The sequence below is a fragment of the Campylobacter bilis genome (assembly GCF_016806695.1).
In the GTDB taxonomy this organism is placed as follows: Bacteria; Campylobacterota; Campylobacteria; order Campylobacterales; family Campylobacteraceae; genus Campylobacter_D; species Campylobacter_D bilis.
The window spans coordinates 75,156-89,473 of sequence record NZ_WUED01000005.1 but is presented as its reverse complement, the minus strand read 5'-3'; the positions used below and the strand labels follow the sequence as shown (position 1 = coordinate 89,473).

14 protein-coding genes are annotated in these 14,318 nt (G+C 30.0%); 11 read left to right on the top strand and 3 right to left on the bottom strand.

From position 1 onward, the window contains the following. Positions 1–67 precede the first annotated feature (67 nt). Genes murJ through GRQ01_RS03490 form a run of 7 tightly spaced genes read left to right on the top strand, consistent with a single transcriptional unit; the run spans position 68 to position 8,645 of the window. Positions 68–1,519 carry a murein biosynthesis integral membrane protein MurJ gene (gene murJ, locus GRQ01_RS03520; protein WP_158334456.1) on the top strand — a complete coding sequence of 484 codons (1,452 nt, stop codon included), beginning with the start codon at positions 68–70 and terminating at the stop codon, positions 1,517–1,519. Next, complete coding sequence (cysS, locus tag GRQ01_RS03515; RefSeq protein WP_158334455.1) at positions 1,519–2,904, top strand: cysteine--tRNA ligase; 1,386 nt, start codon at positions 1,519–1,521, stop codon at positions 2,902–2,904. Before murJ ends, cysS begins: the two co-directional genes overlap by 1 nt. Further along, entirely contained in the window at positions 2,897–4,639 is a 1,743-nt protein-coding gene (locus GRQ01_RS03510; protein ID WP_158334454.1) for an ABC transporter ATP-binding protein, read from the top strand. The genes cysS and GRQ01_RS03510 overlap by 8 nt, the downstream gene beginning before the upstream one ends. 32 nt (positions 4,640–4,671) lie before the next feature. Beyond that, positions 4,672–5,730 carry a quinone-dependent dihydroorotate dehydrogenase gene (locus GRQ01_RS03505; RefSeq protein ID WP_158334453.1) on the top strand — a complete coding sequence of 353 codons (1,059 nt, stop codon included), beginning with the start codon at positions 4,672–4,674 and terminating at the stop codon, positions 5,728–5,730. Beyond that, positions 5,727–6,977, top strand: coding sequence for a M16 family metallopeptidase (locus tag GRQ01_RS03500; protein WP_158334452.1), 1,251 nt, complete (start codon positions 5,727–5,729; stop codon positions 6,975–6,977). Before GRQ01_RS03505 ends, GRQ01_RS03500 begins: the two co-directional genes overlap by 4 nt. After that, a complete protein-coding gene (gene dapA / locus GRQ01_RS03495; RefSeq protein ID WP_158334451.1) occupies positions 6,970–7,866 on the top strand; it encodes a 4-hydroxy-tetrahydrodipicolinate synthase in 897 nt (298 codons plus the stop codon). Before GRQ01_RS03500 ends, dapA begins: the two co-directional genes overlap by 8 nt. Further along, entirely contained in the window at positions 7,866–8,645 is a 780-nt protein-coding gene (locus GRQ01_RS03490) for an enoyl-ACP reductase (RefSeq protein ID WP_158334450.1), read from the top strand. The genes dapA and GRQ01_RS03490 overlap by 1 nt, the downstream gene beginning before the upstream one ends. Positions 8,646–8,688: 43 nt before the next feature. On the opposite strand, the gene GRQ01_RS03485 is transcribed toward GRQ01_RS03490, so the two are convergent. After that, positions 8,689–8,991, bottom strand: coding sequence for a hypothetical protein (locus GRQ01_RS03485; RefSeq protein WP_203121170.1), 303 nt, complete (start codon positions 8,989–8,991; stop codon positions 8,689–8,691). Positions 8,992–9,002: 11 nt separating this feature from the next. Continuing rightward, a complete protein-coding gene (locus GRQ01_RS03480; protein WP_158334449.1) occupies positions 9,003–9,599 on the bottom strand; it encodes an MBL fold metallo-hydrolase in 597 nt (198 codons plus the stop codon). A gap of 74 nt (positions 9,600–9,673) precedes the next feature. On the opposite strand from GRQ01_RS03480, the gene GRQ01_RS03475 reads away from it, so the two are divergent. From GRQ01_RS03475 to kdsB, 4 genes are read left to right on the top strand one after another with little or no spacing between them, the layout of a single operon-like run. After that, entirely contained in the window at positions 9,674–10,414 is a 741-nt protein-coding gene (locus GRQ01_RS03475) for an NAD+ synthase (RefSeq protein ID WP_158334448.1), read from the top strand. A 3-nt stretch (positions 10,415–10,417) separates the two neighbouring features. Continuing rightward, the gene (locus tag GRQ01_RS03470; RefSeq protein ID WP_158334447.1) at positions 10,418–11,344 is read left to right on the top strand and encodes a tetraacyldisaccharide 4'-kinase; all 927 of its coding nucleotides are present in this window, start codon (positions 10,418–10,420) and stop codon (positions 11,342–11,344) included. Next, entirely contained in the window at positions 11,341–12,753 is a 1,413-nt protein-coding gene (gene thrC, locus GRQ01_RS03465; RefSeq protein ID WP_158334446.1) for a threonine synthase, read from the top strand. The genes GRQ01_RS03470 and thrC overlap by 4 nt, the downstream gene beginning before the upstream one ends. Beyond that, positions 12,750–13,466, top strand: a complete 717-nt coding sequence (gene kdsB, locus GRQ01_RS03460) for a 3-deoxy-manno-octulosonate cytidylyltransferase (protein ID WP_158334445.1) — start codon at positions 12,750–12,752, stop codon at positions 13,464–13,466. Before thrC ends, kdsB begins: the two co-directional genes overlap by 4 nt. A 12-nt stretch (positions 13,467–13,478) precedes the next feature. On the opposite strand, the gene fliP is transcribed toward kdsB, so the two are convergent. Further along, positions 13,479–14,213: a flagellar type III secretion system pore protein FliP gene (gene fliP, locus GRQ01_RS03455; RefSeq protein WP_158334444.1), complete on the bottom strand. Its 735-nt coding sequence runs from the start codon at positions 14,211–14,213 to the stop codon at positions 13,479–13,481. Positions 14,214–14,318 lie beyond the last annotated feature (105 nt).

Here is a 14,318-nt window from a genome sequence, read left to right as displayed (position 1 = left end):
GTCAATTTTTAATCAATTTTAGTTAAAATAATGCTTTTTATAGTTTGATTTTTGTGAAAAATTTTCAATGAAGAATGTAGTATTTAAAAATTTTATTATTAATGCTTTAGGGATTTTATTTTCAAGGATTTTAGGACTTGCTAGGGATGTTTTAATAGCACTTTTTTTAGGGGCAGGGCTTTATAGTGATATCTTTTTTGTGGCTTTAAAAATGCCAGCTTTTTTTAGAAGGATTTTTGCTGAAGGAGCCTTTGGACAAAGTTTTTTACCTAGTTTTGTTAAGGCTAAGAAAAAGGGTGCTTTTTGTATTAATATAATGATACAATTTAGTTTGATTGTGTTTTTATTTTGCCTTTTAGTTAGCTTTTTTTCTTCTTTTTTTACTAAACTTTTTGCTTTTGGCTTTAGCAAAGATACTATAGCTTTGGCTGCGCCTTTAGTGGCTATTAATTTTTGGTATTTGTTTTTTATTTTTTTGGTTACTTTTTTGGGAGCAATTTTAAATTATAGGCAAAAATTTTTCATCACTTCTTTTTCAGCAGCACTTTTTAATTTAAGTATTGTTATAGCCGCTTTTTTCGTAGATAAACAAGATCCGCAAAATACGCTTTATTATTTTTCTTATGCTACGGTTTTAAGCGGAGTAGCACAGCTTATTTTACATTTATTGGTTTTAAAAAACAATTCTGTTATTCGTGCTATGATTTTAAGTGTGAAATTTAAAAGAACCAAGGCAAAATTGCAAAATTTTTATGGAAATTTTTTTCATGGAGTTTTAGGATCTTCTGCAACCCAGTTTAGTTCTCTTTTAGATACTACTATTGCAAGTTTTTTAGTGAGTGGGAGTATTTCTTACCTTTATTATGCTAATCGTGTTTTTCAGCTACCTCTTGCACTTTTTGCGATCGCTTTAACCCAGGTTTCTTTTCCTAAGATTTTAAAGTATTTAAAGAGCGATCAAGAAGCTTTGGCTTTTCATTTTATGCAAAGAGTTTTAGCATTTTTAAGCATTTTGCTTATAGTTTCAAGTATTATAGGATCGGTGTTTGCTTTAGAAATTTCGGAGCTTTTATTTAGAAGGGGAAATTTCACACATGAAGATAGTATTATTACTGCTTATGTTTTAATCGCTTATCTTATAGGGCTTTTACCTTTTGGATTGCAAAAGCTTTTTTCTTTATGGCTTTATGCTAAATTCAAGCAAAAAATAGCAGCTTTTATCGCTTTAAAATCTTTAATTATTAGTGCTGTTTTTTCTGTGGCTTTTATATTATTGATTAAGGATGAAAATTTAAAGGTTGTGGCTGTGGCACTTTCAAGTTCTATTAGTGCTTTTTATTTGCTTGGGGCAAATATTAAAGAATTTGGTTTTAAGAATTTTTTTGCTTTAATATCTATTAAATTTTGTTTTTTAGCTATAGTGGCTTTAGTGGTTTTTACAATTTTACTTTTTTTGCTTAAAACTTATATTGTAAGTTTTTTCATGGATGTTTTTGCAAGTTTTCAAGGAGTTTTTTAATGAGATTATTAGACAGCGTGACAAAAGAGAAAATAGAACTTGATAAAAAAGATATTAGCATTTATGTATGTGGTCCTACAGTTTATGATCATGCACATTTAGGGCATGCAAGGAGTAGTGTTTGTTTTGATCTTTTACATAGGGTTTTACTTTCTTATGGTTATAGGGTGAAATTTGTTAGAAATTATACTGATATTGATGATAAAATTTTAAAAAAAATCTCACAAAGTGGAAAAAGCTTGCAAGAAATCACAGACTTTTATATAAAAAGCTATGAAGAAGACATGAAAGCTTTAAATGTTTTAGATCCTAATCGTAAACCCCGCGCAACTGCTTATATAAATTCTATGCTTGATTTGATTAAAAAACTTGATAAAAAAGGTTTTGTTTATGCTTTAGATGATGGATTGTATTTTGACACTCATAAAGATAAGCAATATTTAAGTTTATCAAGACAAAGTACTGAAAATATTTCTCGCCTTGATAGTCAAATACAAAAGAAAAATCAAAGCGATTTTGTACTTTGGAAATTTGATGAGAATTTTTATCAAAGTGAATTTGGAACAGGACGCCCTGGTTGGCATACTGAATGTGTTGCGATGATAGAAGATATTTTTAAAAATACACTTGATATACATGCTGGAGGGATGGATTTGTTTTTTCCTCATCATGAAAATGAAGCAGCACAATGCCGCTGTGGATGTGAGAGGGCTTTAGCAAAAATTTGGTTGCATAATGGTTTTGTTAAAATTGATGATGAAAAAATGAGTAAAAGTTTAAATAATAGTTTTTTTATCAAAGATGCATTAAAAGAAATTTGTGCTGAAGCTTTAAGATTTTATCTTTTGAGTTCTCATTATAGATCGCATTTTAATTATTCTTTAAATGATTTACAAAATGCTAAAAAACGCTTGGATAAATTTTATCGTCTTAAAAAGAGATTGCAAATGGAGGTAATTTCTGATTTTGATACCTTAAACCCTATTAAAATGAAAAGTACGATTTCTATGCAAATTTTAGACGTTTTAAGCGATGATTTAAACATCTCTAAAGCCTTAGCGCTTTTAGATGAGTTTATAAATGATGCTAATTTAGAGCTTGATAAGGAAAATAAAAATCCAATTTTAAAACAAAATATTAAAGAAGCATTGAGTGAGTTGAGTCAAATTTTTGGTTTTGGTTTGATTGATGCGACTTTATATTTTCAATGGGGTGTGGACGAAAAAGAACGTAAAGAGATTGAAAATTTGATTTTACAAAGAAAGCAAGCTAAACAAAATAAAGATTTTCAAACAGCTGATAGAATAAGAGAAGAGTTAAGCAAGAAAAAAATCATTCTTTTAGATACCCCAAAGGGTACGATTTGGGAGAAAGCTAATGCGTAAGGAAATGACTTTAAAAGAAGTTTTAATTCGCTTTAAACCCTTTTATAAAAGATATTGGAAGCAGTTTGTCATAGTGATTTTAGGCATGCTTTTAGCAAGCGGGGGAACTGCTGGAAGTTTTTATGCTTTAGAGCCTATTTTAAATTATATTTTTGTAGAAAAAAATCAATCTTTGCTTTATACAGTGCCTTTTTTACTTGTATTGATGTATTTTTTTAAAAATCTTGGGACTTATTTACAAAGTTTTTATGTTTCTTATATAGGAACAGATATGTTAAGGGTGTTGCGGGCTAAGGTTTTAAAAAATATTTTGCGTTTGGATATGGATTTTTTTAAACGCTATAGGAATGGAGAGCTTGTAAGTCGCTGTACTAATGATATAAATGCCCTTCAAAGTATAGTAGCAAATATCATTCCTGATTTTTTTAGAGAGCTTTTAACGGCTATAGGTTTGCTTGCAGTGGTTTTATATCAAAGTCCTACTTTGGCCTTTTTTGCCTTAGTGATTTTCCCTTTGGCAATTTTCCCTTTGGTTTGGTTTGCTAAAAAACTTAAAAAATATGCAAGAAACATACAAGAAACTAATTCTGATTTGCTTTCTTATTTAGGCGAAATTTTTGCAAATATCGAACTTATTAAAGCAAATGATAATGAAAAAAAAGAAAGCGATAAATTTGCTAAACATAATGATACTTTATGCATTTTAAATCTCAAATCTGCACGTATTGATGCGCTTACAAGTCCTTTAATGGATATGATGGGTTCACTAGGCGTTGCAGTTGTGATTATTGTAGGGGGTAGGGAGGTAATTAATGGGAGTATGAGTGTGGGTAGCTTTGTGAGTTTTGTTTCAGCACTTTTTGCAATTTATACTCCTTTAAAGCGCCTTTCTTCTTTATACGGAAGACTTCAAGGTGCGGTTGCGGCTAGTGAGAGGACTTTTTATTTATTGGATTTAGAACCTAAAATCAAAGGTGGGAATAAAGAATTAAAAAAAATCGAAAAAATTGCTTTTGAAGAAGTTGAGTTTTCTTATGAAAATCCTCATAAAAATGTATTAAAAGGAGTAAGTTTTGATTTTAAAAAAGGTCAAATGCTTGCCCTTATTGGGGTGAGTGGAGGGGGAAAATCTTCTATTATTAATCTTTTGATGTATTTTTATGAAAAACAAAAAGGGAAAATTTTACTCAATGAAGAGGATATTAGTGCTTTTACCATAGAGAGTTTGCATGCTAAAATAGGGCTTGTAACTCAAAATATTTATTTATTTAATGATAGTTTTGCTGCTAATATTGCTTATAGTGAAGATTTAGAAGAAAAAAAGATCATTGAAGCTTTAAAACTAGCTAATGCTTATGATTTTGTCGAGGAAATGGGTGGAATTTGGACTGAGGTTAAAGAGCATGGTAAAAATTTAAGCGGAGGACAAAAACAAAGAATTGCCATTGCTAGAGCTTTATATAAAAATCCTGATGTGCTTATTTTTGATGAGGCTACTTCAGCGCTTGATAATGAAAGTGAAAAAGCTATAGTTAAAACTATAGAAAATTTAAAACAAGATAGACTCATTATGGTAGTAGCGCACCGTTTAAGTACTATAGAAAATTCAGATAAAATTGTGGTTTTAGATAAGGGAAAGGTTTTGGCAATAGGTAGTGATCAAGAACTTTTGAAAACTTGTTCTTTGTATCAAAAATTCAAAAGAAAGAAAAAAACAAAGTCTAACTTTAGTTAATTTTAGTTAGAATTTTAAAAAAGGATTAACAAATGGCTTATAAATTAATAAAACCCTTACTTTTTAAATTAAATCCTGAGCATGCACACGCTTTGCTTGAGTATGGTTTAAGGGCTTTAAATGTTACTTTTCCAGGAGCTTTGAGTATTTTAGCTTATAAATATATAATCAATGATGAGAGTTTAAAGCAAAATTTATTAGGATTAGAATTTAATAATCCTGTGGGTTTAGCAGGCGGTTTTGACAAAAACGCGACTATGATAAGACCTTTGAGTGCTTTAGGATTTGGTTTTTTAGAATTAGGAACTTTGACTTTAAAAGCACAAAAAGGCAATGAAAAACCACGTTTATTTAGACTTGTAGAACAAGAAAGTATACAAAATGCCATGGGTTTTAACAATGAAGGTGCACAAAAAATCGCCTTAAGACTTGCTAAAATTTATCCTTTTGTTTTGCCTTTAGGGGTAAATATAGGTAAAAATAAAAATACTCCTAATGATAAGGCTTTAGAGGATTATTTTGCTTTATTTAGGGATTTTAAAGATTTATGCGATTATTTTGTAGTTAATATTTCTTCGCCTAATACAAAGAGTTTAAGACAATTGCAAAATGATGATTTTTTAAATGTTTTACTTGAAGAATCTAAAAAAATCATCTCTAAACCCATTTTCATAAAAATTGCTCCTGATATGCCAATTGATAGTGCTTTAAGATTATGCGAGAATGCTATAAAAAAAGGTGCAAGCGGTTTTATACTTGCTAATACGAGTGTGGATTATTCTTTATTAGACAATAATAGAACTTTTGGAGGAATTAGCGGAAAACTCATTGGAGAAAAAAGTGGGATTTTCTTTAAAGAAGTAGCCAAGGTGCTATTTGGAAAAACTCTACTTATAGCAAGTGGAGGGATTGATAGTGCTAATATTGCTTATGAACGCATTAAAAATGGAGCTAATTTAGTACAAGTTTATACCGCCTTAGTTTTTAAAGGTCCATCTTTGATAAGAGATATTAATCAAAATCTTAGTGAGCTTTTGAGAAAAGATGGTTTTTTACACATTAGTGAAGCTGTTGGAGTAAATTTAAAATGATAAATTATGAAAAAATTCAACTTAAAAATAAACTTGAAGTTTATGCCTTTCCTGTAAATAAAAATAGTGATGTTATTAGTGTAGATATTTTTTACAAAGTAGGTTCAAGAAATGAAATCATGGGAAAAAGTGGCATAGCCCACATGTTAGAGCATTTAAATTTCAAAAGTACAAAAAATTTAAAAGCGGGCGAATTTGATGAAGTGGTTAAAGGCTTTGGCGGTGTGGATAATGCTAGTACAGGTTTTGATTATACGCATTATTATATTAAATGTGCGAAAAAAAATTTAGATAAAGCTTTGGAACTTTTTGCAGAACTTATGGAAAATTTGAGTTTAAAAGATGAAGAGTTTCAGCCTGAAAGATCGGTGGTTTTAGAAGAAAGAAGATGGAGAACGGATAATAATCCTTTGGGTTTTTTATATTTTAGGCTTTTTAATCATGCTTTTATGTATCATCCTTATCATTGGACGCCTATAGGGTTTTTTAAAGATATACAAAATTGGAATATTGAAGATATTAAAGAATTTCATAATACTTATTACCAGCCTAAAAATGCTATTTTGCTTGTAAGCGGTGATATCCAAAGCGAAGAAGTTTTTAAGCTTTCAAAGAAACATTTTGAAAAAATTAAAAATACCAAGTCCATACCAAAAATCCATACTAAAGAACCTAAACAAGAAGGAGCTAAAAGAATACAATTGTATAAAAACTCAGACACTGAACTTCTAGCTCTTGCTTATAAAATCCCTCATTTTAAGCATAAAGACATCCCAGCTTTAAATGCTTTATCTGAACTTTTAGGAAGTGGGAAAAGTTCTTTAATCAATACAATTTTGATTGATAAGCTTAATTTAATTAATGATTATTATGTTTATGCTAATGACTGTATAGATGAGAATTTATTTATTTTTATTTGCAATTGTAATCCTAATATTGATGCTAATAAAGTAGAAAAAGAACTTTTAAAGATCCTTAATAAGCTTAAAATGGGTAAAATTTCTCAAAAAGACTTACAAAGGGTAAAAAATAATGTCAAAAGCGATTTTATTTTTTCACTTAATAATGCTAGTGCTGTGTCTAATGTCTACGGGTCTTATTTAGCAAGAGGCAGCATGGAACCTTTGTTAAATTATGAGAAAAATATACAAAATTTGCAATTGCAAGATTTGGTTTCTTGTGCTAAAAAATATTTTAGCGAAGAAAATTCAACTACAGTAATTCTACGAAAGGATTTAAATGGATAAAAATATCATTATTGGAGCCATGACAGCGCTTATTACACCTTTTAAAAATGGCAAGGTGGATGAGCAAAGTTATGCTAGATTGATTCAAAGACAAATTCAAAATGGTATTGATGCTGTAGTTCCTGTAGGAACTACAGGTGAGAGTGCGACTTTAACTCATGAAGAGCATAGAGCCTGTATAGAAATAGCCGTGCAAATGTGTAAAGAAACTAAAGTTAAGGTTTTAGCCGGTGCTGGAAGCAATGCTACTCATGAAGCTATAGGTTTAGCACAGTTTGCTAAAGAACATGGAGCAGATGGAATTTTAAGCGTTGCACCTTATTATAATAAACCCACTCAACAAGGTCTTTATGAGCATTATAAGGCTATTGCGCAAAGCGTGGATATTCCTGTGCTTTTATATAATGTTCCAAGCAGGACAGGCTGTGAGATTGCCACTGATACCATCATTAAGCTTTTTCAAGATTGTGAAAATATTTATGGTGTAAAAGAAGCTAGTGGAAATATTGATAAATGTGTAGATTTACTTGCACATGAGTCTAGAATGGTTTTAATTTCAGGTGAAGATGCGATCAATTATCCTATACTTTCTAATGGTGGCAAAGGTGTTATTTCAGTTACTTCGAATTTATTGCCTAATAAGATTAGTGAATTGACTCATTATGCTTTAGAAGAAAATTATAAAGAAGCTAAAAAAATCAATGATGAGCTTTATAATATTAATAAAATTTTATTTTGTGAAAGCAATCCTATTCCTATTAAAACGGCTATGTATATAGCAGGATTGGTAGAAAGTTTAGAATTTAGACTTCCGCTTTGTTCTTTAAGCAAGGAAAATTTTGCTAAAATTGAAGAAGTTATGAAAAAATACGATATCAAAGGATTTTAATGAATACAGAATTTCAAGGAAAAACTTTAGTCATTAGTGGCGGAACACGTGGTATAGGAAAGGCTATAGTCTATGAATTTGCTAAGGTTGGAGTTAATATAGCTTTTACTTATAATTCTAATGTCCAAATCGCCCAAGATATAATAAATGAACTTGAAAAAAACTATAAAATTAAAGCAAAAGCCTATCAATTTAATATTTTAGAGCCTCAAACCTATAAAGAACTTTTTGAAAAAATTGATGAGGATTTTGACAGGGTGGATTATTTTATTTCCAATGCGATCATCTCAGGACGTGCAGTTGTAGGTGGCTATACTAAATTTATGAAATTAAAACCTAAAGGTATTAATAATATCTTCACAGCTACGGTAAATGCTTTTGTCGTAGGATCTCAAGAGGCAGCTAAAAGAATGGAAAAAATAGGAGGAGGGAGTATTATTTCTATTTCTTCTACAGGAAATTTGGTTTATATAGAAAATTATTCTGGTCATGGTACGGCTAAAGCTGCTGTAGAAGCCATGGCACGATATGCAGCTACAGAACTTGGGGGAAAAAACATCCGCGTGAATGTGGTCAGTGGTGGGCCTATTGAAACGGATGCTTTAAGAGCTTTTACAAATTATGAAGAGGTAAAGCAAGCTACTATTAATTTAAGTCCTTTAAAGCGTATAGGACAGTCTCAAGATTTGGCTGGTGCATGCCTTTTTCTTTGTTCAGATAAAGCAAGCTGGGTTACTGGACATACTTTTATAGTTGATGGAGGAACAACTTTTAAATAGAAGCCAAGAAAAATCTAAAGATTTTTCTTAAAAGCAATTTTAATTAAAGTTTTAGTTTCCATCCTAAAAATGCACTTAAAATTCCCATAAGAAAAATAAGATTTATATCCCAATTTACAAAGCCTATAAGCCCTATAGAAAGTACACTGTAGGTAAATCCACCTACAGCTGAATAAATGCAAATAGTGCTTAAAATTCCATTTTCTGCCATTTTTTTGCAAGGACAAATTTTATAAAATTTTTTCTCGTTGAATTGATTTTTTTGCTTGCTTTTAAAAAATAAACCTAAAATAGCAAAAGCATTTAAAAAAATAAAAAAACAAAATAATATAAAATCTAAATCCACAAAATTCCTCCTTAAAAATATCTAAGCCAAGAGGGCAGATGGACTTGTTCTGCTTTAAGCTTTGTTTCTTGTCCATGTCCTGGTAAAAGTTTATAATCTTGTGTGTAAGTCATAATCTTTTCTAAACTTTGTTTCATTAAACTTGCATCAGAATAAGGAAAATCCCATCTTCCTATACTTCTATAAAATAAAAAATCCCCGCTAAACATTATATTTTCATCCACGATTTCTATCATGCTACATCCTGGAGTGTGTCCGGGTAAAAAATGAAATTTAAAATCACATCCTGCTATATTTAATATATTTTCATCATCAACTAAAACATCTGCTTTGCTTGGTTTAAAGCCTTGATTAAAAGGATCATCTAGCATAAAAGCGTCGTTTTTGTGTATATAAATAGGAATATTATAAACTTGTTTGACTTTTGCATTATCCCATACATGATCATGGTGTCCGTGTGTGTTTAAAATAGCTAAAGGATTTTTGACATGTTTTTTGATAAAATCAAAAGCATTAAATCCTGGATCTATAATGAATTCTCCTTGCTGAGTGAATAAAATATAACAGTTTGTTTCATAAATTCCACAAGCTTGTTTTATAATTTGCATTTTTTGCCTTTTTAATCAAAAATTTGTTTTAAATCAAATATAATTATACATTAAAATTTACTAAGGAAAGCTTTATGCATTGGCAAAAGATTACACAAAAAATATGTGATTTTATACAACAAAAAGTGATTAATTCTCAAGCAAAAGGTGTTGTTTTAGGTCTTAGTGGTGGGATTGATTCTGCTTTGGTAGCAACACTTTGTAAAAATGCATTGAAAGAAAATGTTTTTGCTCTTTTAATGCCAACGCAAAGTTCAAATCAAAGCAATTTAGAAGATGCTTTAAGACTTTGTAAAGATTTAAAACTTGAATATAAAATCATAGCCATACAAGATATTTTAGATGCTTTTATAAAGCAAAGCGAAAATACTGATAAAATCGCCATAGGAAATTTTGCAGCACGTATCCGCATGAGTTTGCTTTATGATTATTCTGCTTTGAAAAATTCTCTTGTTGTAGGTACTTCTAATAAAAGCGAATTGCTTTTAGGTTATGGAACCATTTATGGAGATTTAGCTTGTGCTTTTAATCCTATAGGTGGGCTTTATAAAAGTGAAATTTATGATTTAGCAAAATATCTTGGTTTACATGAAAATTTTATCACAAAAAAACCCAGTGCGGATCTTTGGGAAGATCAAAGTGATGAAACAGAGTTAGGTTTTGCTTATGTGCAAATAGATGAGGGCTTAAAGGCTTTAAAAGCAAATGATGAAGGGCTTTTAAAATCTTTTGATCCTGCTTTAATAAATATGCTTAAAAACAGAATGCAAAAGAATATTTTTAAAAGAAAAATGCCTGAAATCTTGGAATTTTAAAACATGAGTGAAGAAAAAAAATACGAACTTTGGTTGGATAATTATTTTTTTAAACCTAATTTTTTACAAAAAAGCTTAGCTTATATGCTTTTACCTCTAAGCATTCTTTATGCTTCATGTGCGATTTTAAATACTTTTTTTCGCAAAAAAATCGATTTTAAAAAACCTATTATTAGTGTGGGGAATTTAAGCTTTGGAGGGAATGGAAAAACCCCACTTTGTAAGGCTATTGCAAGGGAATTTGATGATGTTTTTGTAGTACTTAGGGGTTATAAAAGAAAAAGCAAGGGCTTGCTTGTTGTTAAAAACGATAATAAAATTTTATGTGAAGTTTCCCAAAGTGGGGATGAAGCCATGGAGTATGCTTTTGAAGATAATATAAAAGGAGTGATTGTAAGTGAAGATAGGGTAAAAGGCATTCAAAAAGCTTTTGATTTGGGTGCTAAGCTTGTCTTGCTTGATGATGCTTTTTCACAATTTCATATTAAGAAATTAGATATTTTACTTGAAAGTAAAATCAAACCATATTTTGACTTTACCTTGCCTAGTGGAGCTTATCGTTTGCCTCAATTTTATAAAAAAAAAGCAGATTTTATCGCCCTTGAAGATAGGGACTTTTTGCGTTTTTCTTTCGTAAAAGAAAATCCTAAAGCCATTTTAGTAAGTGCTATTGCTAAGCCTTTTAGATTGCATGAGCATTTTATTAAGGCTAGGGCTTGCTATTTTTTTAAAGATCATTACGAATTTAAAAAAGAAGAATTAAAAAATTTGCTAAAAAAACACAATTGCGATACACTAATGCTTACTTTTAAGGACTTTACAAAAGTAAAAGATTTTGGTTTTAAATGTCAAATCATAGAATTAAATATAGAATTAAAAGACGCATTAAAACAAAAAATAAAAACTTATATCAAGGAGTTTCAATCATGAACTTAGTTGAAAGCACAAATGTAAATAATACTGCAAGTTTTAAACAAGCTTTAATCAATCCTAATGCCTTAGAAGGCGGGCTTTATTCACCTTTGACCTTGCCTTTTTTTGAAGGCGAAAAATACGCTGATTTATCTTATAAGGATTTTGCTTTAAAACTCATAGAGAGTTTTGGTTTTGGTGAGGAAGAGCTTTTTAAAAAGGCTTTAAAAAGCTATGATAATTTTTATGATAAAAACTCTCCTATTGCTTTGCAAAAAATTGGAGAAAAAACTTATCTTAATGAGCTTTGGCATGGGCCAACAAGAGCTTTTAAAGATATGGCTTTGCAGCCTTTTGGAGTACTTTTAAAAGAATTTTCAAAAGATAAAAATATTTTAATTATTTGTGCTACGAGTGGTGATACGGGGCCTGCTACTTTAAAAAGTTTTGAAAATATGAAAAATATTAAAGTAGTTTGTATGTATCCAAAATATGGTACAAGCAGGGTACAAGAGCTACAAATGCGTGCTTTAGACAAAGGGAATTTGAAAGTTTTTGCTATAGATGAGGATTTTGATGCTGCGCAAAATACTTTAAAACAAATGCTTGCTTCAAAAGAATTTCAAGAAGAAATTAAAACTTTAAATTATGAACTTTGTGCGGCTAATTCTGTTAATTTTGGACGCATTTTATTTCAGATTATCTATCATTATTATGCAAGTTTAAAGCTTTATAAGGAATTTCAAGAAGAAGTAGAAATTATCATTCCTAGTGGAAATTTTGGCAATGCTTTAGGAGCTTTTTATGCTAAAAATATGGGCGCTAAAATTTCTAAAATCAAAATCGCTTCTAATGCTAATAATATTTTGAGTGAATTTTTTAATCAAGGAGTATATGATCTGCGCGGCAAAATCCTTAAAAAAACTATTTCTCCAGCTATGGATATATTAATTTCTTCAAATATAGAGAGGCTTTTGTTTGCAAAATTTAAAGATCTTAGAACAAAAGAATTAATGAATTTGCTTAAAAATCAAAAATATTTCAAGCTTGAAAAAGAAGAATTACAAAGCTTACAAGAAGACTTTGAAGCAGATTTTTGTGAAGATGAAGAGTGTATGCAATTTATTAAACAAAGTAAAATTTTAATTGATCCTCATACTGCAACTTGCTTTAAAATGCTAAATAAGCAAAAGCCTACTCTCATCACTTCAACAGCTGAGTGGACTAAATTCACCCCTAGTATGGTAAAGGCTTTATATGGTAGGGATTGTAAAGATGAGAAAGAAGATTTAAAATTCATTGCTAAAGAATTTAATGCAGAAGTTAAAGAAGAAATTTTAACCTTATTTGATTTTACAAGTAAAGAAGAAAAAGTGTTTAAAGCAAATATGATTAAAGAAGAAATTTTAACTTGGATGCGAAAATGATTATCATACCAGCAAGATTAAAATCGAGTCGTTTACATGAAAAAATTCTGTGCGATATAGGAGGGCTTCCTATGTTTGTAGCAACTGCAAAAAGAGTAAGTAAAGTTGATGAAGTTTGCATAGCTTTAGATGATGAAAGGGTTTTGCAAATTGCTAAAGAACATGGCTTAAATGCTGTTTTAACTAGTAAAAATCACGAAAGCGGCACAGATAGGATTAATGAAGCTTGTGAAAAATTGGCTTTAAAAGATGATGAGCTTATTATTAATGTGCAAGCTGATGAGCCTTTTATAGAATGTGAGAATTTATTTCGTTTTAAAGAATTTTCAAGTGTTTGCTTGGAAAAAGAAGCTTTTATGGCAAGTTGTTATAAAAAAATCACTCAAGAACAAGCTTGTGATCCTAATTTAGTTAAGGTGCTTTGTGATAAAGAAGGTTTTGCTTTATATTTTTCAAGGGCTAAAATCCCTTATGAAAGATCAGTTTATGAAGAGAGTTTTAAAGGACATTTAGGAATTTATGCTTATAAAGTTAAAGCTTTAAGAACTTTTTGTTCTTTAAAGAATTCTGCACTTGAAAAAGCTGAAAAATTAGAGCAATTAAGAGCCATAGAAAGTGGTAAAAAAATTAAAATGCTTGAAATTGAAACTAAAAGTATGGGAATTGATACTCAAAAAGATTATGAAAAAGCTTTGAAAAGCTTTTTAAAATAATAATATTATATTTTAATTGACAAAGCTTTCTACTAATTTTTGCACGAGTAAATTCCAGCCATCTACAAGGACAAAAATCAGAAGTTTAAAAGGCAAAGAAATCATAACAGGAGGAAGCATCATCATACCCATAGCCATTAAAACCGAGCTTACGACCATGTCTATAACTAAAAAAGGCAGATAAACTAAAAAGCCTATTTCAAAAGCAGTTTTTAATTCTGAAATCATAAATGCAGGCATTAAAACTGTAAGTGGCACATCTTCTATGCTTTTTGGATTAGGTAGGTTACGTATACGGTAGAATAAAGCCAAATCTTTTTCGCGTGTATTTTTAAGCATGAAATCTTTAAAGGGTTTTACTCCTCTTGTGAAAGCTTCTTCATAGCCAATTTTTTCTGCTAAATAAGGTTTGATTGCTTCATTATAAGACTTTGTTGCTACAGGTTCCATAATGAAAAAGGTTAAGATTAAAGCTAGACTGACTAAAATGGTATTAGGCGGCATGCTTTGGGTCCCTAAAGCTTGACGTAAAAAAGAAAATACCACAATAAGACGCAAAAAAGAAGTCATAATAAAAATAATGCTTGGCGCTAGGGTGAGTATGGTTAAAACTATGATTATGTTTAAAGTAGTGACTAATTGATTAGGGGTATTGGGTGCGCTTAAGCTTAAATTAACTGTAGGTATTGTCGCTTCAGCGGCAAATAAGCTTATGCTTAAGATTAAAAATAAAATTATTTTTTTCAAAGTTTTAAGACCTTTTTTGCTTCTTTTTTTGATTTTTATATAAAAATTAAATTTTATCTTTTGATGACTAAAAACTAGTTTAAGGGGTTAGAATTTTAAGTTTAA

Coding starts and splice junctions, on each gene's coding strand:
- GRQ01_RS03470 (WP_158334447.1), top strand. CDS start 10,418: ATGAGTGAAGAAAAAAAATACGAACTTTGGTTGGATAATTATTTTTTT.
- GRQ01_RS03475 (WP_158334448.1), top strand. CDS start 9,674: ATGCATTGGCAAAAGATTACACAAAAAATATGTGATTTTATACAACAA.
- GRQ01_RS03505 (WP_158334453.1), top strand. CDS start 4,672: ATGGCTTATAAATTAATAAAACCCTTACTTTTTAAATTAAATCCTGAG.
- GRQ01_RS03480 (WP_158334449.1), bottom strand. CDS start 9,599: ATGCAAATTATAAAACAAGCTTGTGGAATTTATGAAACAAACTGTTAT.
- kdsB (WP_158334445.1), top strand. CDS start 12,750: ATGATTATCATACCAGCAAGATTAAAATCGAGTCGTTTACATGAAAAA.
- GRQ01_RS03490 (WP_158334450.1), top strand. CDS start 7,866: ATGAATACAGAATTTCAAGGAAAAACTTTAGTCATTAGTGGCGGAACA.
- thrC (WP_158334446.1), top strand. CDS start 11,341: ATGAACTTAGTTGAAAGCACAAATGTAAATAATACTGCAAGTTTTAAA.
- murJ (WP_158334456.1), top strand. CDS start 68: ATGAAGAATGTAGTATTTAAAAATTTTATTATTAATGCTTTAGGGATT.
- GRQ01_RS03510 (WP_158334454.1), top strand. CDS start 2,897: ATGCGTAAGGAAATGACTTTAAAAGAAGTTTTAATTCGCTTTAAACCC.
- cysS (WP_158334455.1), top strand. CDS start 1,519: ATGAGATTATTAGACAGCGTGACAAAAGAGAAAATAGAACTTGATAAA.
- dapA (WP_158334451.1), top strand. CDS start 6,970: ATGGATAAAAATATCATTATTGGAGCCATGACAGCGCTTATTACACCT.
- GRQ01_RS03500 (WP_158334452.1), top strand. CDS start 5,727: ATGATAAATTATGAAAAAATTCAACTTAAAAATAAACTTGAAGTTTAT.